Annotated in this window: 22 protein-coding genes; all 22 read left to right on the top strand. The window is 35.7% G+C overall.

The window, feature by feature from the left end; genetic code table 11:
• Nucleotides 1-54 precede the first annotated feature (54 nt).
• Nucleotides 55-957 (top strand): substrate-binding domain-containing protein, encoded by a 903-nt coding sequence (locus ABS911_RS02870; protein WP_350466206.1) that lies wholly within the window; start codon nt 55-57, stop codon nt 955-957.
• Nucleotides 958-1,196: 239 nt separating this feature from the next.
• Nucleotides 1,197-2,057: a phosphate ABC transporter permease subunit PstC gene (gene pstC / locus ABS911_RS02865; RefSeq protein WP_350466205.1), complete on the top strand. Its 861-nt coding sequence runs from the start codon at nt 1,197-1,199 to the stop codon at nt 2,055-2,057.
• A gap of 2 nt (nt 2,058-2,059) precedes the next feature.
• Nucleotides 2,060-2,875 (top strand): phosphate ABC transporter permease PstA, encoded by an 816-nt coding sequence (gene pstA, locus ABS911_RS02860; protein WP_350466204.1) that lies wholly within the window; start codon nt 2,060-2,062, stop codon nt 2,873-2,875.
• The gene (gene pstB, locus ABS911_RS02855; protein ID WP_350466203.1) at nt 2,875-3,627 is read left to right on the top strand and encodes a phosphate ABC transporter ATP-binding protein PstB; all 753 of its coding nucleotides are present in this window, start codon (nt 2,875-2,877) and stop codon (nt 3,625-3,627) included. The genes pstA (ABS911_RS02860) and pstB (ABS911_RS02855) overlap by 1 nt, the downstream gene beginning before the upstream one ends.
• A gap of 30 nt (nt 3,628-3,657) precedes the next feature.
• Nucleotides 3,658-4,323, top strand: a complete 666-nt coding sequence (gene phoU, locus ABS911_RS02850; RefSeq protein ID WP_350466202.1) for a phosphate signaling complex protein PhoU — start codon at nt 3,658-3,660, stop codon at nt 4,321-4,323.
• Between the two features lie 296 nt (nt 4,324-4,619).
• Nucleotides 4,620-5,483, top strand: a complete 864-nt coding sequence (locus ABS911_RS02845) for a phosphate ABC transporter substrate-binding protein PstS family protein (RefSeq protein ID WP_350466201.1) — start codon at nt 4,620-4,622, stop codon at nt 5,481-5,483.
• Between the two features lie 116 nt (nt 5,484-5,599).
• The gene (pstC, locus tag ABS911_RS02840) at nt 5,600-6,520 is read left to right on the top strand and encodes a phosphate ABC transporter permease subunit PstC (RefSeq protein WP_350466200.1); all 921 of its coding nucleotides are present in this window, start codon (nt 5,600-5,602) and stop codon (nt 6,518-6,520) included.
• Nucleotides 6,520-7,404: a phosphate ABC transporter permease PstA gene (pstA, locus tag ABS911_RS02835; protein WP_350466199.1), complete on the top strand. Its 885-nt coding sequence runs from the start codon at nt 6,520-6,522 to the stop codon at nt 7,402-7,404. Before pstC (ABS911_RS02840) ends, pstA (ABS911_RS02835) begins: the two co-directional genes overlap by 1 nt.
• A 55-nt stretch (nt 7,405-7,459) precedes the next feature.
• Nucleotides 7,460-8,266, top strand: coding sequence for a phosphate ABC transporter ATP-binding protein PstB (gene pstB, locus ABS911_RS02830; RefSeq protein ID WP_350466198.1), 807 nt, complete (start codon nt 7,460-7,462; stop codon nt 8,264-8,266).
• A gap of 11 nt (nt 8,267-8,277) precedes the next feature.
• Nucleotides 8,278-9,042 (top strand): phosphate ABC transporter ATP-binding protein PstB, encoded by a 765-nt coding sequence (gene pstB, locus ABS911_RS02825; RefSeq protein WP_350466197.1) that lies wholly within the window; start codon nt 8,278-8,280, stop codon nt 9,040-9,042.
• A gap of 41 nt (nt 9,043-9,083) precedes the next feature.
• Entirely contained in the window at nt 9,084-9,764 is a 681-nt protein-coding gene (gene phoU, locus ABS911_RS02820) for a phosphate signaling complex protein PhoU (RefSeq protein ID WP_350466196.1), read from the top strand.
• A gap of 142 nt (nt 9,765-9,906) precedes the next feature.
• Complete coding sequence (locus tag ABS911_RS02815) at nt 9,907-10,551, top strand: HD domain-containing protein (protein ID WP_350466195.1); 645 nt, start codon at nt 9,907-9,909, stop codon at nt 10,549-10,551.
• A 166-nt stretch (nt 10,552-10,717) separates the two neighbouring features.
• On the top strand, nt 10,718-13,570 hold the full coding sequence (gene uvrA, locus ABS911_RS02810) for an excinuclease ABC subunit UvrA (RefSeq protein ID WP_350466194.1): 2,853 nt from the start codon (nt 10,718-10,720) through the stop codon (nt 13,568-13,570).
• A gap of 443 nt (nt 13,571-14,013) precedes the next feature.
• The gene (liaX, locus tag ABS911_RS02805; RefSeq protein WP_350466193.1) at nt 14,014-15,609 is read left to right on the top strand and encodes a daptomycin-sensing surface protein LiaX; all 1,596 of its coding nucleotides are present in this window, start codon (nt 14,014-14,016) and stop codon (nt 15,607-15,609) included.
• Nucleotides 15,610-15,641: 32 nt separating this feature from the next.
• On the top strand, nt 15,642-15,947 hold the full coding sequence (locus ABS911_RS02800) for a PspC domain-containing protein (RefSeq protein WP_502880491.1): 306 nt from the start codon (nt 15,642-15,644) through the stop codon (nt 15,945-15,947).
• The gene (locus ABS911_RS02795; protein WP_035021419.1) at nt 15,947-16,297 is read left to right on the top strand and encodes a phage holin family protein; all 351 of its coding nucleotides are present in this window, start codon (nt 15,947-15,949) and stop codon (nt 16,295-16,297) included. Before ABS911_RS02800 ends, ABS911_RS02795 begins: the two co-directional genes overlap by 1 nt.
• A gap of 325 nt (nt 16,298-16,622) precedes the next feature.
• Nucleotides 16,623-17,558: an HPr(Ser) kinase/phosphatase gene (gene hprK / locus ABS911_RS02790; RefSeq protein ID WP_350466191.1), complete on the top strand. Its 936-nt coding sequence runs from the start codon at nt 16,623-16,625 to the stop codon at nt 17,556-17,558.
• A 16-nt stretch (nt 17,559-17,574) separates the two neighbouring features.
• A complete protein-coding gene (lgt, locus tag ABS911_RS02785; RefSeq protein WP_350466190.1) occupies nt 17,575-18,423 on the top strand; it encodes a prolipoprotein diacylglyceryl transferase in 849 nt (282 codons plus the stop codon).
• A 15-nt stretch (nt 18,424-18,438) separates the two neighbouring features.
• Entirely contained in the window at nt 18,439-19,443 is a 1,005-nt protein-coding gene (locus ABS911_RS02780) for an NAD(P)H-dependent glycerol-3-phosphate dehydrogenase (RefSeq protein WP_350466189.1), read from the top strand.
• A 45-nt stretch (nt 19,444-19,488) separates the two neighbouring features.
• Nucleotides 19,489-20,370 (top strand): UTP--glucose-1-phosphate uridylyltransferase GalU, encoded by an 882-nt coding sequence (gene galU, locus ABS911_RS02775; protein WP_350451132.1) that lies wholly within the window; start codon nt 19,489-19,491, stop codon nt 20,368-20,370.
• Between the two features lie 139 nt (nt 20,371-20,509).
• The gene (locus tag ABS911_RS02770; RefSeq protein ID WP_013710053.1) at nt 20,510-20,941 is read left to right on the top strand and encodes a tetratricopeptide repeat protein; all 432 of its coding nucleotides are present in this window, start codon (nt 20,510-20,512) and stop codon (nt 20,939-20,941) included.
• A gap of 105 nt (nt 20,942-21,046) precedes the next feature.
• Nucleotides 21,047-22,012: a thioredoxin-disulfide reductase gene (trxB, locus tag ABS911_RS02765; RefSeq protein WP_350466188.1), complete on the top strand. Its 966-nt coding sequence runs from the start codon at nt 21,047-21,049 to the stop codon at nt 22,010-22,012.
• The last annotated feature ends 149 nt before the right edge of the window (nt 22,013-22,161 follow it).

The following is a 22,161-nucleotide window of genomic DNA, read 5'->3' as shown; positions in this document are numbered from 1 at the left end:
GTATGTGGACGAGGGGTATAAATGTCCAACACTAATACTAAAAGGATGGGTAAAATGACTATTACAAAACTATCAAAATTAACTTTAACTTTAGGCTTAGGCTTAACATTAGCAGCTTGTGGAGCAGAATCAGATTCTGCAGGTTCATCAGAAAACACGGAAGAATTTGACACAACTCAAACAATCAATGTTATTTCACGTGAAGATGGTTCTGGTACTCGCGGAGCTTTTACTGAAATTACGGGTGTATTAGTTGAAGATGGCGATACTGAAACAGATAACACATACTCTGGAGCGACTATTCAAAATAGTACTAGTGGTGTGATGACAACAGTAGCTGGAGACCCAGCATCAATCGGGTACATCTCTTTAGGTTCATTAGATGACAGTATTAAAGGTGTGAACATCGAAGGCGTAGAAGCAACTCCTGAAACCGTACAAGATGGTTCATATGCTATTTCTCGTCCATTCAATATTGCTTACAACGGAGAATTAAGGGAAGTCGCTCAAGATTTCTGGACGTATATTATGAGTGCTGAAGGACAAGAAATCGTTGTAGGTGAAGGATACGTTGAAGCAGTAACAGATGCACCTGCATATGAAGCAGCTGAAGATATGACTGGAAATATCAGTATTGTTGGTTCAACTTCAGTAACGCCAGTAATGGAAGTTCTAGTTGAAGAATATACAGCTCTTAACCCAGAAGTTACAATCGATGTTACGTCAAACGGTTCTTCTGCTGGTATGACTGCTGCAATGGACGGATCGGCTGATATTGGAATGGCTTCTCGCGAATTAAAAGATGAAGAGTTAGAAGTGTTAACAGCTGAACCACTTGCTATTGATGGTATCGCTGTAATTGTTAATAATGAAAACTCTGTTGAAGATTTAACAATGGATCAAGTAAGACAGATCTTTACAGGTGAAGTAACAACTTGGGATGAAGTTGCTAAATAATAACTAGGTAAAACATAAAAATAACCAGAGAGATTCTGGTTATTTTTATGAAGTGAGTTTCTGTCAATTGGGAAATTGACAAATGAATCCAGCCTATCAACTTGGATACATCAAGGTAGGCTGGTTTTTCATATATGGGGATAAGAGTAGGTAAAAAAATTTACAATTATCCATAAATACAATTGAAAAAGAATGTATTTATGGATGATTTATTCTGTTTTATGTTAAAGGAGATCAATATGAAGACGAAAAAATTAGATGGATTTATGAAAGGTGTCTTTTTTGTATCTGCACTGACATCGGTCTTAGCTATCGTTTTAATCTGTATCTTTATTTTTGCAGGTGGTGTTCCATTTATGGTTGAATATGGAGTGTTTGATTTTTTATTCGGTCAAAAATGGGCACCATCTAATACCCCAGCCTCATTTGGAATATTGCCAATGATCATGGGTTCATTAGCTGTAACTTCCGGTGCGATTGTTGTTGGGGTGCCAATAGGAATTTTAACGTCTATCTTTATGGCGGAGTTCTGTCCAGCTTGGTTATACAAAATTCTAAAGCCAGCTGTTAACTTAATGGCAGCTATTCCTTCCATCGTCTATGGATTCTTTGCATTACAAGCTATTGTGCCAATCATGCGTAAGCTAGTTGGTGGTACAGGGATGAATATGCTGACAGCCATCATCTTACTTGGGATTATGATCTTGCCAACGATTATTGGATTGTCCGAATCATCTATACGAGCGGTTCCTAGAAGTTATTACACTGGAAGTATGGCTCTAGGAGCGACGCACGAACGCTCAGTCATGAAAGTAGTAGTACCTGCTGCTAAATCCGGAATCATTTCCTCAGTTATTTTAGGAATTGGACGTGCAATTGGAGAAACCATGGCCGTCGTTTTAATCGCTGGAAACCAACCCATTATGCCAGAGAGTTTAACATTAGGTGTTCGTACATTAACAACGAATATTGTACTGGAAATGGCTTACGCAAGTGGTTCGCACAGAGAAGCACTTATTGCAACGGCAGTGGTATTGTTTGTATTTATTTTAATCATTAATGGTACTTTCTTAATCATTAAGAAAAAGGGGGCTAAATAATCATGGCCAGTAAATTAATGAGAAGTTTAATTTATTTAGCAGCAGCTATAACCTTTGGGTCCCTGTTTTATATCGTAGGATTCATTTTAGCTAAAGGGATACCTTATATTACTCCGGAAATGTTTGCTTGGAAATATACAACAGCTAATGTTTCATTGATGCCGTCTCTAATTACAACCCTTATTGTAGTGGGTATGACTTTACTGATTGCGACTCCCCTTGGTGTGTTTACAGGGTTCTATTTAGTAGAATATGCCAAAAAAGGAAATAAAGTCGTTGAAGTTATTCGTATTGCAACGGATACCTTAGCCGCTGTTCCTTCTATTGTATATGGACTTTTCGGAATGTTATTTTTTGTTACCTTCTTAAACTTTCAATATTCCGTCTTAGCAGGAGTGCTAACTTCGGTAATAATGGTTTTACCATTGATTATTCGTTCCACAGAAGAAGCGTTGCTATCGGTGAATGACTCTTTACGAGAAGCAAGTTTTGCTTTAGGAGCAGGCAAATTAAGAACAATTTTTAGAGTGATATTACCCGTTTCTATGCCTGGAATCTTATCGGGTGTCATTTTAGCAAGTGGGCGAGTTGTTGGTGAAACAGCTGCATTATTGTATACGCTAGGAAGCTCAACAAACTTACCAGACAGCTTATTTTCATCAGGAAGAACATTAGCTTTGCACATGTATGTTCTATCAAGTGAAGGAATGCATGTAAATGAGTCCTATGCAACAGGAGTTGTTCTGATTTTATTTGTTTTAATTATTAATGGTTTGTCAACATTTTTGAGTAATAGACTGACAAAGGGGACAAAATAATGAGTAAATTAAGTATTAAAAACATGGATTTATTTTATGGTGAGTTTCAAGCCTTGCACAATGTGAATTTAGAAATTCCTAAAAATCAAATTACAGCTTTTATTGGGCCGTCTGGATGTGGCAAATCAACATTAATCAAGAGCTTAAATCGGATGAATGATTTGATTGAAGGCTGTAAGATAGAAGGATCTATTTTATTAGATGAAGAAAATATTTATAAAAAAGACTTTGATGTCAATGAGTTACGTAAAAAAGTCGGTATGGTTTTTCAACAACCGAATCCGTTTCCGATGAGTATTTACGATAATATTGCTTATGGGCCAAGAACACATGGTATCAAAGATAAAAAATCGTTGGACGCGTTAGTTGAAAAAAGTCTTCGAGGAGCAGCCATTTGGGAAGAAGTAAAAAATGATTTGAAAAAAAATGCGTTATCTTTATCAGGTGGACAACAACAAAGAATTTGTATTGCACGTGCGTTAGCAGTTGAACCTGAGATCTTACTGATGGATGAACCTACAAGTGCATTAGATCCCATTTCGACTGCTAAAATAGAAGAGCTGGTTACAGTGTTGAAAGAAAATTACACCATTGTAATGGTTACACACAACATGCAGCAGGCGTCTCGTGTATCAGATAGAACAGCCTTTTTCTTAAATGGAAAAATTGTCGAAACTGGGGAAACAAGAAAAATATTTACAAATCCTCAACAAAAACAAACAGAAGATTATATTTCAGGACGTTTTGGTTAATCATCTTAATAAGAAATGGAGGGAAATAATTTGAGAAGAGTATATGAAGAAGATCTGGCAAATTTACATGTTCATTTCTCGGAAATGGGTATGATGGTTAATGAAGCTGTTTATAAGTCAGTCAAAGCATTTACTAATCACGACAAAGAACTTGCCCAGCAAGTAATCGATAATGATATCATGATCAACGCACGTGAAACTGAGTTAGAAAAAAAGTGTTTTGAGTTAATTGCATTGCAACAACCGGTTACAAGTGATTTGCGTAAAATAGTAACGGTTATGAAAGCTAGTGCTGATCTAGAAAGAATGGGGGATCATGCAGTAAGTGTCGCAAAAGCCGCCATTCGAGTTAAAGGTACAAAACGTGTTCCAAAAATTGAAGCCGATATAGCAGAGCTTTCAGAGAAAGTAAAAGTAATGGTTGAAGGTGTGCTAGAAGCTTATATCAAGGAAGATGCCAATAAAGCAAAGAATTTATCAACAGCTATTAACGACATTGATCAGGAATTTTATGGCATTTATCAGCAATGTATTGATGAAATGAAAGCAGATCCTGAATTGATTTTAGGAGCGACAGATTACATGTTGGCTGCAAGATATTTAAAGCGCATCGGTGATTATGTTACAAATATCTGTGAATGGATCGTTTATTTAAAAACGGGTAAAGTTGTAGAGTTGAATACAAGTAAACGATAAAAGAAATAGTTTAAGCTGATATCTATAAAAATTAAGTGGATTTAAATTGGAAAGAGATAAAAAATCTCTCATTTGATTTTTTGGCAGTAAATTAGAGAAGCAAACAAAAAAGCGTAGACCAGAGATAAAACTCTATCTAACGCTTTTTTCTTTGCTCTTTTAATTTAAAAAAGCTAGAATGATAATAAGGTACATTGTGCCTTTACACAAAATTTACAATTACGCTATTTAATTTTTACAATAGTACGTTATTATTAAGAAGTATGTAATTTAGGTAAATGCCTAGGAGGTATAAAATGAAATTAATAAATAGTCGATTTCTGTTGATCATTGCATTTGGATTTATTCTAACAGCATGTGGACCTGTAGTAGAAGAAGAATCGATTACTGCAGTTGGGTCATCTGCTTTACAACCACTTGTAGAAGCTGCTGGTGAACAATTCAGTTCTGAAAATGTTGGGAAATTTATTAACGTACAAGGTGGAGGTAGTGGAACTGGGTTAAGCCAAATTGCTGCAGATGCAGTAGATATTGGGAATTCAGACATTTTTGCTGAAGAAAAAGATGGCATTGATGCCTCTAAATTAGTTGATCATCGTGTGGCTGTTGTCGGAATCACACCAATTGTGACACCCGGTACTGGAGTTACTGATATTAGTATACAAGAATTACAAGACATCTTCACAGGTGAAATCACTAACTGGTCAGAATTAGGCGGAAAAGATTTGCCAATAACGGTTTTGAATCGTGCAGCTGGTAGTGGAACACGTGCTACATTTGAACAATGGGTCTTAGAAGAAGGTCAAAACAGCATTATTACGCAAGAGCAAGAATCAAGCGGGACAGTACGTCAAATTGTTGCTAGTACACCTGGAACAATCAGTTATGTAGCTTTCTCATATGTAAACGATGATGTGGTCGCTTTAACAATAGATGGAATAGAACCAATAGATGAAAATGTAAAAACCAATGAATGGCCGATTTGGTCTTATGAACACATGTATACGAACGGAGAACCAACTGGTTTAACAAAAGAGTTTCTGGATTACATTTTATCGGACGAAATTCAAGCTACACTGATTGGAGCCTTAGGCTATATTCCAACTAGTCAAATGGAAGTTGAACGAGATGTGGAAGGAAATACAGTACCTATAGAGTAGAGCACTAAATAAAATGGATAATGAGATAGAAAAGATAGCATGAAGCTGAAGACGATCTTTCAATATGAAAAACCGTCTTTCAGCTTGTTGTATTTGAGATAAGAGGAGGGCTTCTTTTGGAAGAGATTCAAGCAAGATTACTTGGAAACTCAAAAAAAGGTAGACTGGAAAAATTAGGAAAAACCGTTAGTTTTATTTGTATCGCTATTATTGTACTTGTAGTTGTATCGATCTTGTATTTCGTTACGAGCAAAGGTCTTTCTACTTTCTTTACTGATGGAGTTTCTTTTTGGGGCTTTTTAACTGGTTCAGTCTGGAATCCAGGAAATGTTAGTGAAGACGGATTGCCTCTTGTAGGTGCACTTCCAATGATTACAGGATCATTTTTAGTTACACTGCTATCGGCAGCATTAGCGACACCATTTGCAATCGGTGCGGCAATTTTCATGACTGAAATTTCACCATCTACTGGGAAAAGAGTTTTACAGCCGGTAGTTGAATTATTAGTAGGTATCCCATCTGTAGTTTACGGATTTATTGGGCTGACCGTCGTTGTTCCTTTTGTTCGTTCTATTTTTGGAGGAACTGGTTTTGGTATTTTATCTGCAACTTTTGTGTTATTTGTTATGATTTTACCTACTGTAACAAGCATGGCAGTGGATGCTTTAAACTCTGTACCAAGACATTACCGCGAAGCTTCTCTTGCTATGGGTGCAACAAGATGGCAAACTATTTATAAAGTTGTTTTAAGAAGCGCAATGCCAGGATTGTTGACAGCTGTTGTTTTTGGAATGGCTCGTGCCTTTGGAGAAGCTCTTGCTGTTCAAATGGTTATTGGTAATGCGGCGTTGATGCCGACAAGTTTGATTACTCCTGCATCTACATTAACCAGTATTTTAACTATGAGCATGGGGAATACAGTAATGGGAACACTAGAAAATAATGTTCTTTGGTCACTAGCCTTAATTCTAATGGTTATGGCACTATTCTTTAATATCTTAACGCGTTGGATCGGTAAGAAAGGGGCTATAAAATAATGAATGCAAAAAAATGGGATAAATTCGCAGTCGGTGTCTTATATGCTTTATCTATGTTCATCGTTCTTATTTTATTCAGCCTACTAGCCTTTATTTTATGGCGAGGTGTACCGCAAATTTCGTGGGAATTTTTAACTCAGCCTGCAAGATCGTTTCAAGTGGGAGGCGGGATAGGAATTCAATTATTCAACTCATTTTACTTGTTACTTTTAACGATGGTGATTAGTGCACCTTTAGCTTTGGGTGCTGCTATTTATTTGTCAGAATATGCAAAACAAAATTGGGTGACTGATATCATCAGGACAGCGATAGAAGTGTTGAGTTCATTGCCTTCTATAGTTGTTGGGCTCTTTGGTTTTTTGATTTTTGTTATTCAATTTGATTTTGGCTTCTCGATCCTTTCTGGTGCTCTTGCATTAACGATCTTTAACTTGCCATTGTTAACACGAACAATAGAAGACTCACTTCAAGCCATACCCGGTGTTCAAAGAGAAGCTGGATTAGCTTTAGGGTTGTCTCGTTGGGAGACCGTTACTCGCATTATTTTACCTGCAGCATTGCCTGGTATTCTAACAGGAATGATTTTAGCATCAGGGCGTATTTTTGGTGAAGCAGCAGCATTGATTTACACAGCTGGACAAAGCGCACCAGCGTTAGATTTTGCCAATTGGAATCCACAATCAATCACAAGTCCGTTGAATATTATGAGACCGGCTGAAACATTGGCTGTTCATATTTGGAAGATCAACAGTGAAGGTGTTATGCCCGATGGAGCACAAGTATCTGCAGGAGCTTCAGCTGTTCTGATCATTGCAGTATTATTATTTAATTTAGTCGCTCGTTACCTAGGAAGAAAACTTCAAAAGAAAGCTACTTCTGCTTAGTAAAAGAAATGAATTGTGGAAGTAAGGATTCAGTTAGATAAGGAGGATTTAAGGAATGCCCAATCAAGCTAACCTAGAGACAAATGTTTTAAAAATGGCCCCCGGTAAGAAAATCGATTTGTCAACCGAAGATCTACATGTATGGTATGGAGATAATGAAGCAATCAAAGGTGTTTCGTTAGAATTTGAAGAAAATAAAATCACCTCTCTTATCGGACCAAGTGGGTGTGGAAAATCAACTTACTTGCGTTCTTTAAACCGGATGAATGATGAAATTGAATCAGCTAGAGTAACTGGGAAAATTATGTACGAAGGTATTGATGTAAATGCGTCAAATATCGATGTATATGAAATGCGTAAGAATATTGGAATGGTGTTCCAACGCCCTAATCCATTTAGTAAATCGATTTATGACAATATCGCTTTTGCTTTAAGAAGACATGGAGTCAAAGATAAAAATACGCTAGATGAAGTAGTGGAAACTAGTTTAAAACAAGCTGCTTTATGGGACCAAGTGAAAGATCAATTAAATAAAAGTGCATTGGCCTTATCTGGAGGACAACAACAACGTTTATGTATTGCAAGAGCGATTGCTCTTAAACCGGATATTTTACTCTTAGATGAACCAGCAAGTGCATTGGATCCAATTTCTACTAGTCAAGTGGAAGAAACACTATTGCAATTGAAAGAAGATTATTCAATTATTATCGTTACTCACAATATGCAGCAAGCTTCAAGAATCAGTGATTACACAGCTTTCTTTTATGTTGGAAACGTGATCGAGTACGATGAAACGAGAAAAGTTTTTACTCGTCCAAAAATTCAAGCAACAGAAGATTATGTATCTGGTCATTTTGGGTAGGAGGAAAAAGAGTGAGTAATAAAAAATTTATTATTGAATCTAAAGATGTTCATTTATACTATGGAAATAACGAGGCACTGAAGGGTGTTTCGCTAGACTTTAAGCCTAAGGAAATTACTGCATTGATTGGACCAAGTGGTTGCGGAAAATCTACTTTTTTAAGAACTTTAAATCGAATGAATGATTTGATTCCGAATGTGACGATCACAGGTAACGTAAAATTTGAAAATAAAGAAATCTACAGTCCTAAAATGGATACTGTTGAATTAAGGAAAAAAGTCGGTATGGTATTTCAACAACCGAATCCTTTTCCATTTTCAATCTATGAAAATGTTGCTTATGGTTTGAAAATTGCAGGAATGAAAGACAAAGCTAAGATAGATGCAATTGTGGAAGAAAGCCTAAAAAAAGCAGCAGTTTGGGAAGATGTGAAAGATAAATTGAATAAAAGTGCTCTTTCACTTTCAGGTGGACAACAACAAAGAGTGTGTATTGCACGAGTATTAGCAATTGAACCGTCTGTTATTCTACTGGATGAGCCGACAAGTGCTCTAGATCCTATTTCGAGCGCAAAAATTGAAAACATGTTATTAGAACTAAAAAAAGATTATACCATGATAATCGTTACCCACAATATGCAACAAGCTTCAAGAATATCTGATAATACAGCATTTTTCTTAAATGGACACTTGATTGAACATGGGGAAACAAGACAAATTTTTACAAGTCCTAAACAAAAAGAAACAGAAGACTATATTTCTGGACGTTTTGGGTAATTCGTTGCATAATTAAGAAAATGGTATAGGAGTGATGGAAAGTGAGACGAGTATTTGAAGAGGAACTAAATGATTTACACGTTCATTTTTTTGAAATGGGAAAAATGGTTAACGAAGCAATCTATAAATCAGTAAAAGCCTTTGTAAATCATGATAAAGAGCTCGCTCAAGAAGTGATTGACGGGGACTTGGAAATTAATAGACACGAAGTTGAGTTAGAGAAACAATGTTTCGAAATGATTGCGTTACAACAACCGGTCACAACGGATTTAAGAAAAATTGTAACGGTTATGAAAGCTTGTGCTGACCTTGAAAGAATGGGTGATCACGCAGTTAGTATTGCAAAATCAACTATTCGAGTAAAAGGGAATAAACGCATTTATGAAGTTGAAGCAGAGATTGCTGAAATGTCTGAAAAAGTAAAAGTTATGGTTCAAGGTGTTCTAGATGCATACGTTAATTTTGATACAGAAAAAGCTAAACAAATAGCTTTGAGTGATCGAGCAGTAGATAAGGATGCGAAAAAAATCCACCACGACTGTATAGAACATATGAAAGTTGATTCGGAAATTGTATTAGGTGGATCGGATTACATGCTTGTAGCTGGATACCTAGAACGAATTGGGGATTATGTAACAAACATTTCTGAATGGATCGTATATTTAAATTCTGGTAAAGTTGTTGAATTAAACACTCATAATAAAAATAGTCCTATAAATTAATCAGCAAAAACGACTGGATAAAGTATTCCAGTCGTGTTTTTAAACCATTTTGGATAAAAGGTATAGTTGTCAAGGTTTTTTGCTTTCTTAAGCATTCTATGTTAGGATAATAAAAATTTAGCAAAATGGAGGATGAGGTAAAATGGGGATGCATCAGTATATTAAAAGCTTGAGTGATTTAGAAAACATCTTTCGTTGTCCAGGGAAGTTTAAATACGAAGACCATTCTGTTGCAGCGCATTCGTTTAAAGTTACTCAAATTGCACAGTTTCTAGGAACTGTAGAAGAACAAGCAGGCAATGAAATCAACTGGAGAGCACTATATGAAAAAGCGCTCAACCATGACTATACAGAACTTTTCATAGGAGATATTAAAACGCCTGTTAAATATGCGACACCTGAATTAAGAGGAATGTTAGCAGATGTTGAAGATTCAATGACGGAAAACTTCATAAAAAAAGAAATTCCAAAAGAATTCCAAGCTGCGTACTTTGAACGATTAAAAGAAGGAAAAGACGAAACTTTAGAAGGTCAAATTTTATCTGTTTCAGACAAAGTTGATTTACTTTATGAATCTTTTGGAGAAATTCAAAAAGGGAATCCGGAACGCGTTTTTACTGAAATATATGAAGAATCTTTAAAAACAATTTTAGAATTCAGACATTTGACAAGTGCACATTATTTTTTGAAAGAAGTACTTCCTGATTTGTTAAGTGGGAATTTTACAAATCAAGATCAATTACAAAAAATAACACAACGAATCGTGAATGATTCATTAAGCGACTAACAAGTAATCAAGGATGAACAAACGTTCGCCAAAAATAATAAAATATGATAAACTAGTAAGATAAAGATAGGATGCATGTAGCTATCCTATTTTTTGTGTTTTCGTTAAACTATTCTTATAAACTAAATTTGAAGCGTAAAAAAATAACTAAAAAGGAAGTAAGCAAATGGCACATGATAAAATTACCGTCAAGGGCGCGCGTTCACATAATCTAAAAAACATTGATGTAACGATACCAAGAGACAAACTAGTAGTTGTTACCGGATTATCAGGGTCTGGTAAAAGTTCTTTAGCTTTCGATACTTTGTATGCTGAAGGACAAAGACGTTATGTTGAAAGTCTTTCAGCTTATGCTCGTCAATTTCTTGGCCAAATGGATAAACCAGATGTGGATAGTATAGATGGATTAAGTCCAGCTATCTCGATCGATCAAAAAACAACCAGTAAAAATCCACGTTCTACAGTAGGAACGGTAACGGAAATCAATGACTACTTAAGATTGTTGTATGCTCGTATTGGTCACCCTATTTGTCCAAATGATGGTACGGAGATTTCTAGTCAGTCTGTTGAGCAAATGGTGGACCGTGTACTAGAATATCCTGAGGGAACGAGAATTCAATTACTAGCTCCTATTATTGTTGGAAAAAGAGGTCAGCACAAGAAAGTTTTTGATAAAATTAAAACTGAAGGCTACGTTCGTGTACGAGTAAACAAAGAAATGTACGATATTACTGATGATATTGAGTTGGAAAAAAATAAAAAGCACGATATTGAAATTGTTATTGACCGAGTTGTAGTCAAAGAAGGCATCCGTTCGCGTTTATTTGATTCATTCGAAGCAGCCTTACGCTTAGCAGAAGGCTATGCGATTGCAGATGTTATGGGTCAAGAAGAAGTATTGTTTAGCGAGCATTACGCATGTCCTTACTGTGGGTTTACTGTTGGTGAATTAGAACCTCGATTATTTTCATTCAATGCGCCATTCGGTTCTTGTCCCGATTGTGATGGATTAGGTATTAAATTAGAGGTAGATGTTGACTTAGTTGTGCCAGATAAAAGCTTATCGTTAAAAGATGGGGCTATTTTGCCATGGAATCCAATTAGTTCAAATTACTATCCACAAATGTTGGAACAAGCTTGTAAACATTTTAAAATTGATATGAACATCCCATTTGAAGAATTGCCCGAAGAAGAGCAAGAATTTATTTTGGAAGGTTCAAAAGGAGAATTATTCCATTTTCATTATAAAAATGATTTTGGTGGTGTACGTGATGTCGACATTCCATTTGAGGGTGTATTGACCAATATTGAAAGACGGTACCGTGAAACAAGCAGTGATTTTACAAGAGACCAAATGAGGTTGTACATGACGGAATTGGCTTGCCAAACTTGCGGTGGAAAACGATTAAATCCAGAAGCATTATCAGTAAAAGTAGCTGGAAAAGATATTGGGGAAGTATGTGAATACCCGATTGAAAAATCAATGCAATTTTTCGATGAATTGTCTCTATCTGAGCATGATGACATGATTGCAAAGCCTATCTTGAAAGAAGTAAACGATCGATTGAGTTTCTTGAAAAATGTCGGGTTGAATTATTTAACCCTAAGTCGAACTGCCGGTACTTTATCTGGGGGAGAAGCACAGCGTATTCGTTTGGCAACTCAGATTGGATCTAATTTGTCGGGTGTTTTATATATACTAGACGAGCCTTCAATAGGGCTGCATCAAAGAGATAACAATCGGCTTATTGAATCATTGCAAAAAATGCGTGATTTAGGAAATACACTAATTGTGGTCGAACATGATGAAGATACTATGAGAGCTGCCGATTATTTGATTGATATAGGACCTGGTGCGGGTGAAAAAGGTGGAGAAATCATGGCCATTGGAACACCTGAAGAAGTAGCTAATAGTAAGGATTCCTTAACTGGAGCCTACTTATCGGGGAAAAAATTTATACCTGTTCCTAAAGAGCGCAGAGCAGAAGATAAAGGTACCATTCGCGTTAAAGGGGCAGCTGAAAACAACTTAAAAAATGTAAATGTTGATTTTCCGCTAGGCCGATTTGTAGCTGTTACGGGTGTTTCAGGATCTGGTAAAAGTTCTTTAGTTAATTCTATTTTGAAAAAGACATTATCTCGTGATTTAAATCGTTCAAAACAAAAACCTGGAAAATACAAATCATTAGAAGGCCATAAAGGATTAGAAAAAGTTATTGATATTGATCAAAGTCCAATAGGGCGGACACCACGAAGCAATCCAGCAACGTATACAAGTGTATTTGATGATATCCGTGACTTATTTGCCCAAACAAATGAAGCTAAAATAAGAGGGTACAAAAAAGGGCGTTTTAGTTTTAATGTGAAAGGTGGACGTTGCGAAGCGTGTAGAGGAGATGGGATTTTAAAAATTGAAATGCATTTTCTTCCTGATGTGTACGTACCATGTGAAATCTGTCACGGGACCCGTTACAATTCTGAAACCTTAGAGGTCAGATACAAAGGGAAAAATATCTCTGAAGTACTAAACATGACAATAGAAGAAGCGGTCGTCTTTTTTGAGAATGTTCCTAAAATTCGCAAAAAATTACAAACGATCATCGATGTTGGATTAGGATATGTAACACTAGGACAACCGGCTACCACATTATCAGGTGGGGAAGCGCAACGGATGAAGTTGGCTAGTGAATTACGTAAAAGTTCAAACGGAGATAACTTCTATATCTTAGATGAGCCTACGACAGGATTGCATACGGATGATATTGCGCGACTATTGGTTGTGCTAAATCGATTAGTTGAAGCTGGCAACACAGTATTAGTTATTGAACACAATTTGGATGTGATTAAAACAGCGGACTATGTGATTGACTTAGGACCAGAAGGTGGAGCTGGCGGAGGTACGATTATTGCTACTGGAACCCCAGAAGAAGTCGCTAAGGTCAAGAAAAGTTTCACTGGACAATACCTGAATGAAATCTTGAAAAGAGATAAAAAACGCGCAAAATTGATGGGAAATTAATGGCTGCTTAATTAAAGGATTTGGAATTTAAAAGAAATTATTTCCGAAATGAAAGTGATTGCTTGTAGAGAGCTGTGGAAGCATCTGAAGAAATCCTTAGTCCTTCAGAAATTTCAAGTAAGTAATTAAACTCATCTACTATTAAGAAGTAAAAGCAAAATTAATAGAACAGATAAGGACGAATCCAGCTGTGATCAATCAGCTGAATTCGTCCTTTTTAAAGTATTTCTTTTTTAAATCTAGTTGTTTCATGTTAAACTTAACGTGAAAACTGACCTCCTATTCAGACTATGTAACGATAATAAAATCGTACTTAAGTCCTATGACAAATTTCCTTAGATGACGCATAATAATGATAACAACAAAGACAGTATACAACTAACTTTTAACATTATCAGGCAAACACTATTAGAGGAATTGAAAATTTTGAGGAGGAAATGACCATGAAACAAAGAGAAAGAATACTCGAACTAGTTAAACAAGGGATCATCTCTACTGAAGAAGCCTTAGTTTTACTAGAAAATGCAGCAAAAAAAGAAGGCAAAGAAGCTATTAAAAAAGAACAAGCTCATACGCAAGAGGTGGAAGAACAAACTGCTACACCACCTAAACCTGAAACACCATTGTTCAATGAAGAGACGGAAACTGATTCAGAGTTCTTAAAATCAGAAGAAACTACTCAAGATGAAGCATTCTCTACTGAAGAACAAAGAGATCGGGATCAACTTGAAAAAATATTAGAAAGTTTGTCTAATGAAGCATCCTCTTATTCTGTTAAATTAGACGAAAAGAATCTAGAACTTGCTACACTTAAAGCTAAACTTAAAATGGTAAAAGAAAAATTAATGGTACTTGAAACCAAAGAAGATTTAGATGAATTGCATCCTGAAAAAGCACCTGAAATGAATCAAATGAAAAATGAAATCAATGAGTTAGACGTTCAGCTAAAAGACTTAGAAGAAGAAAAAACTGAATTAGAAAATCAATTAAAAACTGTAAAAAGAAAACAATGGGGTACTCAAAAGAAACAAATTTCAGAAAAGTTTGAGATACCAGAAGATTGGAAAGAAACTGCCAATGAAACATTGAATCAAGTAACAGGAAAAGTAGTGGATACTGGAAATCAATTTGGTAAGTTCATGAAAGAAACGTTCTCTACAGTGATGGAAAATATGGATTGGAAAGATGTTAATGTTCGTGTACCAGGTTTAGCATCAACTAAATTCACACATGAGTTTAATTATCCTGAAAGTACAGCATCTATTTTAGATGTAAAAGTTGCAAACGGAAATGTACTATTTAAAAACTGGGATAGCCAAGATATCAAAGTTGAAGCTGATGTTAAAATTTATGGTAAATTGGACACTGCAACACCGTTAGAAGCATTTGAAAAACGTAGCACTGTGGAAGTAACGGATGAAAAAATGGTGTTCCATGTTCCAAACAAACGGATACGTTGTGACTTAGTATTTTACCTTCCTGAAAGAGTATACGATCATACCGCAATCAACCTTTTGAATGGAAATGTAAAGTTTGAAGATTTCGAAGGAAAAGATTTCTATGTTAAATGCACAAATGGGAATGTGTTTTTTCAAAATCTAACGGCTACCATGTTGGAAACTGATGGCGTTAATGGTACCGTTACAGTACTAGATAGCACAGTAAGAGATCTGATGGTGAAAAGTGTTAATGGTGGAATTGTTACACATGGTAAAATTAAGAGTGGAAATCTTTCAACGGTCAATGGTACTGTAAAAGTTACATTAGAAGGTGAAGATTTAACACGTATGGCAGCTTCTTCTGTTAATGGAAGTGTAAAAGTTTCTTTTCCAAAACAGTATAGTATAGAAGGCGAAGCAAAAAGTAATTTAGGAACGATCCAAAATAGAGTAGCAAATCTTGAAACACTTAAAGAAAGAAAAGACCGTACAAGTCAACTTCTAGAGTTTAGAAGAATATCTGATACGCAACTATTAGTGTTGAAATTAGAAACAACAACAGGTAATATTTTATTAAAAGAAGCAGATGAACTAGTTTAAAACAGTGTGAAAACTCAGAGAGGTGAATGAAAATGAAAAAATTGACTAAATCAAGAGACAATAAAATGGTGAGCGGTGTCTTAGCTGGAATCGCAGAATATTTCGGATTTGATCCAACGATACTCCGTATTATTTATGGAGCAGCTACTTTAATCGGAGTCGGTTCGCCGTTTATTCTGTATATCGTGCTAGCTATCGTGATTCCAGAAGCACCTAGAACTAATAATTCTGCAAATACAGGAACGTATGGATTCAAACCAGGAAATAATCGACCAGAAAAAAAAGAACCACGTAAAGAAGCTGAGAAAGTTAAAGAGGAAGACTGGAGTGACTTTTAGTGAGATTCTGGCAAAAAATTATTGTTAATGCATTGATTTTCTTAGCCTTAGCTGGTTTTTTGCAAAATATGTTCTATGTGGAAAGCATATGGGTAGCGTTAGGAGCCAGCCTTGTCTTAGCCATTTTGAATATGGCTGTAAAGCCGATTTTGTTTATCTTATCCTTACCCATTACTCTTTTAACTCTTGGACTATTCACTATCGTTATTAATGCAGCCATGTTAAGTATGACCGCTGCGATTGTAGGGAGCGGATTTGAATTTTCATCATTTGGAGCAACGATGCTTGTGGCCATCTTGATGTCGCTAGTTAATATGTTATTAAATAGTCAACTAAGACAGCCTAAGTGATTTGGTAATGTAAGAAAAGTGTATTGTGACCCGAGTTTTCTAAATTAGATACCGGGTCTTTTTTTGAATGCATTTTAGAAAGAATAATCAGATAGGCATAGAAGTTGGAACGGTTGTTTCATTTCTTATGCCTATTTTTTTTTGTTGTTAAAAGAAATTTAAACTTATAAAATGAGTAAAGTTGAAGCTTTTTACTATTTGAATAGGTTTTCTTTCGATTTCCTTTAAACAGAAGGATTAAAATGGTAAAATGAAAATCATGTAGTAGTTTTAAACTGTTAAAATGAAATTAAAAAAAGATCTTTAAACAGAGGAGAAAAAAATTATGACTAAAAGTGTAACTGTAAAACAATTAGTAAACTCTCTGAAGTTAGAAGTACATAACGGAGAGGAATTTCTTGATCGTAAAATTTTAACAGATGATATTTCACGGCCAGGTCTTGAACTTACTGGTTATTTTAATTATTATCCTCAAGAACGGATACAATTATTTGGCAGAACGGAAATTTCTTTTTCTGAGCAAATGACTAGTGATGAACGGTTAATTGTGATGCGAAGAATGTGTCAGCCAGATACACCTGCGTTTCTTATTTCAAGAGGCCTAACTCCTCCAAAAGAGTTGGTACAAGCAACAACTGAAAAAAGTATTCCTTTACTCTTATCTCCACAATCAACTACACGTTTATCTAGCAATGTAACGAATTTCTTAGAAGCTGAATTAGCTGAACGTATTGCTATGCATGGTGTGCTAGTAGATATTTATGGGATGGGCGTTATGATCACTGGAGACAGTGGAGTGGGTAAAAGTGAAACGGCATTAGAATTAATCAAAAGAGGCCACAGACTAGTTGCCGATGACCGTGTTGAACTGTATGTAATCGATGATAAAAAAGTTGTAGGTGAACCACCTGAAATTTTAAGTCATTTAATGGAGATTCGTGGAATAGGTATTATAGATGTCGTAAATCTATTTGGGGTTGGATCAATCCGTTTAAGTAAAGTGGTTAATTTAGTGGTTAATTTAGAACTTTGGGATAAAGAAAAAACGTATGATCGATTAGGTAGTGGAGATGAAAAACAACGTATTTTAAATGTTGACGTACCAAAAATTTCGATACCGGTTAGAACGGGACGTAATTTGGCGATCATTATTGAAAGTGCAGCGATGAATACCAGAGCAAAAATCATGGGATACAACGCTACTGAAACATTCGAACGCAATCTAGAAAAATTAATCAAAAAAAATTCAACTGAACAGTAAGATTGGAGATTAAAGTATGAGCAATCTGTTAGGAGCAATTAATCCGATTGCCTTTTCATTAGGACCTCTTGATGTATATTGGTACGGAATCATTATCGCTGCAGCTATATTTGTAGCAATTTTTTTAAGTACACGAGAAGCTGAAAAAAGAGGGATTGATGGAGAACATATCGTGGATATGGCTCTTTGGGCGCTCCCAATAGCTTTCATTGGGGCACGTTTGTATTATGTAGTATTTGAATTAGACTATTATCTTCAAAATCCTGGTGAAATCATAGCAATTTGGAATGGCGGTATAGCGATTTATGGTGGATTGATTGCGGGAGGATTAACTGTCTACTGGTACACAAAGAAACATGGGATTCCACTTTGGTTAATGTTGGATATTTTAGCACCAAGCGTATTGCTAGCGCAAGCAATTGGACGTTGGGGCAATTTTATGAATCAAGAAGCCCATGGTGGAGAAGTAACGAGATCGTTTTTAGAAAACCTATTCTTGCCTGAATTTATTATTAATCAAATGGAAATTAACGGCCTGTACTACCACCCTACTTTTTTATATGAATCTTTATGGAGTTTAGTTGGTTTTGTACTAATTGTTATCTTGCGAAATAAGAAACATTTATTTAGGCAAGGTGAAGTGGCATTGAGTTATGTACTATGGTATTCTCTTGGACGTTTCTTTATTGAAGGTCTTAGAACAGACAGCTTATGGATTTTTGATTTTATTCGCGTATCGCAAGCTTTATCGCTTGTTTTATTTATAGGAGCACTTAGCCTATGGATTTACAGAAGAAGAGATTATCCGCCTGTTCCGTATTATTTAGATGGAATGAATAAACCAGAAAAGAAACAGTCGAAATAAAGGAGCCTGAGTAAAATGTCAAAGAAAGTAGCCGTTTTAGGAGCTGGTTCTTGGGGAACTGCTTTAGCAATGGTATTAGAAGAAAATGGAAATGATGTTCGTATATGGAGTCATAAAGCAAAACAAGCAGATGAAATTAATCTTAAACACACCAATAAATTTTATTTGCCTGCAGTTGTTTTAGCGGACAGCATTAAAGCGACTCATCATATTGAAGAAGCGATTAAAGATGCTGAAGTGATCGTTTTTGTGGTTCCAACAAAAGCTATTCGTGAAGTCGCTAAGAAAGTTGCACCATTTTTAACTAAGCCAACGGTCATTGTTCATGCAAGCAAAGGGTTAGAGCAAGAGAGCCACAAACGTATTTCAGAAATTTTAGAAGAAGAAATTCCCGAAAGCAAACGCCAAGCGGTAGTAGCTTTATCTGGTCCTAGTCACGCTGAAGAAGTTGCGCTTAAAGATTTAACGACCATAACTGCAGCTTCAAAAAATGAAGATGCGGCTAAAATCGTGCAAGAATTATTTATGAACGATTATTTTAGAATTTATACCAACGATGATATTATCGGCGTTGAATTAGGAGCAGCTTTGAAAAATATTATTGCAGTAGGAGCCGGAGCACTTCAAGGGTTAGGATATGGTGATAATGCAAAGGCTGCTTTAATGACTAGAGGGTTAGCTGAGATAAGTCGTTTAGGTGTAGCCTTTGGTGCAGATCCAATTACTTTTCTTGGATTAAGTGGTGTAGGTGACTTAATTGTCACTTGTACAAGTATCCATTCTAGAAACTGGCGAGCTGGTCACATGTTAGGCAAAGGCAATAGCTTGAAAGAAGTTCTTGAAAGTATGGGAATGGTTGTAGAAGGGATTGCAACCACTAAAGCAGCATATGAATTAGCTCAGGAAAAAGGGATTGAGATGCCAATTACTGCAGCAATTTACGAAGTATTGTATAATGGAGCTAAAGTGGAAGATATTATTGTCTCATTGATGCAAAGAGAAGGAAAATCTGAAGCATAAGGAAAGAAATACCCATTATCTAAATCAATTGGAGGAATAAAAGACATGCAAAAAGTACGTAAAGCAATTATCCCCGCAGCAGGATTAGGAACACGATTTTTACCAGCGACAAAAGCTATGGCTAAAGAGATGTTGCCAATTGTAGACAAACCAACGATTCAGTTTATTGTAGAAGAAGCAATCAATTCAGGGATTGAGGATATTTTAATTGTAACTGGGAAAAGCAAACGACCTATTGAAGATCACTTTGACTCAAATCCAGAACTGGAAGCTAATCTAAAATCTAAAGGGAAAATGGAACTTTTAGAATTAGTCGAAGAAACAACCGGCTTAAATTTATTTTTTGTTCGTCAATCGTATCCAAAAGGTTTAGGCGATGCAGTCTTACAAGCTAAAGCATTTGTTGGGAATGAACCATTTGTTGTTATGCTTGGAGATGACTTAATGGAAGATGAAGTTCCGCTAACCAAACAACTGATTAACGGGTACGACAAAACCCACGCATCAAACATTGCTGTCATGAAAGTACCTCATGAAGAAACATCTAAATACGGAATCATTGATGTTGAAGGACAAGTAGACGAAACAACCTATAATGTTCGTCGTTTTGTTGAAAAACCAAATCCAGAAGATGCACCAAGTGATTTAGCGATCATCGGACGTTATTTATTAACTCCTGAAATCTTTGATATTTTAGAAACACAAGAACCAGGTGCTGGAAATGAGATTCAATTAACGGATGCAATCGATACTCTAAATAAAACGCAACGCGTTTTTGCACATGAGTTTAAAGGAACTCGTTATGATGTTGGAGATAAATTTGGCTTCTTAAAAACAAGTATTCAATATGGTTTGAAACACCCAGAGATAAAAGATTCTTTAAATGAATACATTATTGAATTAGGTAAAAAATTAGAAGCTGAATAACAGATACTAAATAAAACACAAAGAGGTGAGCGAAAAATCGTTTGCCTCTTTGTGTTTTTCTGCCTTGAACAAGACCTATTAAAAATACCACCTATATGCTATACTGATTAGTAAATGTTACTTTAGAGGAGGATTGCATATGTCTGAAATTGAAAATCAAAAGGCGACGATTATAGAAGTTATTCCAACAAGTGAATTTTATTTTAAGCGTGGAATTGCTGCATTTCAAAAAAATGAAATGGATCGTGCAAAAAAATACTTCTCACGAGCAGTAACTTTATCAAAAAATGAAGAGGAAAGTATTTTTGCCTCGTGCCAATTAGCTATTTGTTATCAACATACTGGTGAATACGATGAATCAATCAAAATTTTAGATGAACTAATTAAAAACAGTGGCGATATTTTCGCAGAAGCCTACTATTTCCAAGCCAATAATTATGCTTTTTTAGAAGATTTAGAACAGTCATTAATATTAGTGGAACAATATCTGACTTTAGACCCAGACGGTGACTTTGTTGACGAAGCATCTGAGTTGCAAGAAACACTAAAAATGGAATTAAATGAGTTTTAATAGCAAATGCTCATTCACTTCTAATTTGTAAGCAAATAAATAGCGATTCTTTCCAAAAAGGTGTAAAGTAAGATAAAACGATTAAGGAAAATGAGGGGTTTTATAATGGAAACAGATGAAAAAATTTATGATGTTGTTGTTATTGGAAGCGGCCCAGCAGGGATGACAGCTGCTTTATATGCTTCAAGATCAAATTTATCTACGCTGATGTTGGAACGCGGAGTACCCGGTGGACAAATGATCAATACAGCAGAAATTGAAAATTATCCTGGATTTAATAGTATCGTAGGACCAGAGTTGTCTGAAAAAATGTTTGAAGGTTCTAAACAATTTGGAGCAGAGTATGCATATGCTGATGTCAAAGAAATTCAACAAGGAACAGAATACAAAACAATTATTGCTGGGAAAAAAATCTTTAAAACGCGCTCGATCATTATTGCAACAGGTGCAGAACACCGTAAATTAAATGTTGGTGGCGAAAATGAATACAATGGTCGTGGTGTTTCTTACTGTGCCGTTTGTGATGGGGCCTTTTTCCGTAATAAAGAATTAGTAGTTGTTGGCGGAGGAGACTCGGCTGTTGAAGAAGGAACTTATTTAACTCAATTTGCTAAAAAAGTTACGATTATTCACCGTCGTGATGAGCTAAGAGCTCAAAAAATTCTTCAAGATAGAGCCTTTAAGAATGAAAAAGTTGATTTCATTTGGGATTCTACAGTAGAAAATATTTATGGTGATGACAACAAAGTAACAGGTGTCAAAGTTAGAAACGTTCATACAAGTGAAGTCAAAGAATTTCCTGCAGATGGCGCATTTATTTATGTAGGTATCTTGCCAAATACAGATAAATTTAGAGACTTAGGTATTACGGATGAAGAAGGTTGGATTCCAACTAATGAAACAATGGAAACTTCACAACCTGGAATTTTTGCTATTGGAGATGTTCGTTTAACTCCTTTACGTCAAGTTGCAACAGCTGTTGGTGATGGCAGTTTAGCAGGGAATGCCGTTTTCCATTATGTTGAGAAACTGAAGGAAAGCCTAGAAGCAAAAGCGATTAGTTCAAAATAATATCAAAGTAAAAATAATTTTAAAAAGTAATAAAAAAAAGAAACAAGAGAAATCTTGTTTCTTTTTTTATGGGTTGTATGACAAATAGTGTTGGTGCATCAAACTAAACTTTCTTCTGGAATGAACGGGTTTGCTTGTACAGAGCCATG

The sequence above is a fragment of the Carnobacterium sp. genome, from assembly GCF_040274425.1.
This window is presented reverse-complemented; position numbering and strand designations above follow the sequence as displayed.

Excerpts from the sequence above, each read along its gene's own strand:
- hprK (WP_350466191.1), top strand. The coding sequence starts at position 16,623 with ATGACTAAAAGTGTAACTGTAAAACAATTAGTAAACTCTCTGAAGTTA.
- ABS911_RS02770 (WP_013710053.1), top strand. The coding sequence starts at position 20,510 with ATGTCTGAAATTGAAAATCAAAAGGCGACGATTATAGAAGTTATTCCA.
- ABS911_RS02870 (WP_350466206.1), top strand. The coding sequence starts at position 55 with ATGACTATTACAAAACTATCAAAATTAACTTTAACTTTAGGCTTAGGC.
- ABS911_RS02815 (WP_350466195.1), top strand. The coding sequence starts at position 9,907 with ATGGGGATGCATCAGTATATTAAAAGCTTGAGTGATTTAGAAAACATC.
- pstA (WP_350466204.1), top strand. The coding sequence starts at position 2,060 with ATGGCCAGTAAATTAATGAGAAGTTTAATTTATTTAGCAGCAGCTATA.
- pstC (WP_350466205.1), top strand. The coding sequence starts at position 1,197 with ATGAAGACGAAAAAATTAGATGGATTTATGAAAGGTGTCTTTTTTGTA.
- pstB (WP_350466203.1), top strand. The coding sequence starts at position 2,875 with ATGAGTAAATTAAGTATTAAAAACATGGATTTATTTTATGGTGAGTTT.
- uvrA (WP_350466194.1), top strand. The coding sequence starts at position 10,718 with ATGGCACATGATAAAATTACCGTCAAGGGCGCGCGTTCACATAATCTA.
- ABS911_RS02845 (WP_350466201.1), top strand. The coding sequence starts at position 4,620 with ATGAAATTAATAAATAGTCGATTTCTGTTGATCATTGCATTTGGATTT.
- pstB (WP_350466198.1), top strand. The coding sequence starts at position 7,460 with ATGCCCAATCAAGCTAACCTAGAGACAAATGTTTTAAAAATGGCCCCC.
- ABS911_RS02780 (WP_350466189.1), top strand. The coding sequence starts at position 18,439 with ATGTCAAAGAAAGTAGCCGTTTTAGGAGCTGGTTCTTGGGGAACTGCT.
- lgt (WP_350466190.1), top strand. The coding sequence starts at position 17,575 with ATGAGCAATCTGTTAGGAGCAATTAATCCGATTGCCTTTTCATTAGGA.
- pstA (WP_350466199.1), top strand. The coding sequence starts at position 6,520 with ATGAATGCAAAAAAATGGGATAAATTCGCAGTCGGTGTCTTATATGCT.
- galU (WP_350451132.1), top strand. The coding sequence starts at position 19,489 with ATGCAAAAAGTACGTAAAGCAATTATCCCCGCAGCAGGATTAGGAACA.
- ABS911_RS02800 (WP_502880491.1), top strand. The coding sequence starts at position 15,642 with ATGAAAAAATTGACTAAATCAAGAGACAATAAAATGGTGAGCGGTGTC.
- trxB (WP_350466188.1), top strand. The coding sequence starts at position 21,047 with ATGGAAACAGATGAAAAAATTTATGATGTTGTTGTTATTGGAAGCGGC.
- liaX (WP_350466193.1), top strand. The coding sequence starts at position 14,014 with ATGAAACAAAGAGAAAGAATACTCGAACTAGTTAAACAAGGGATCATC.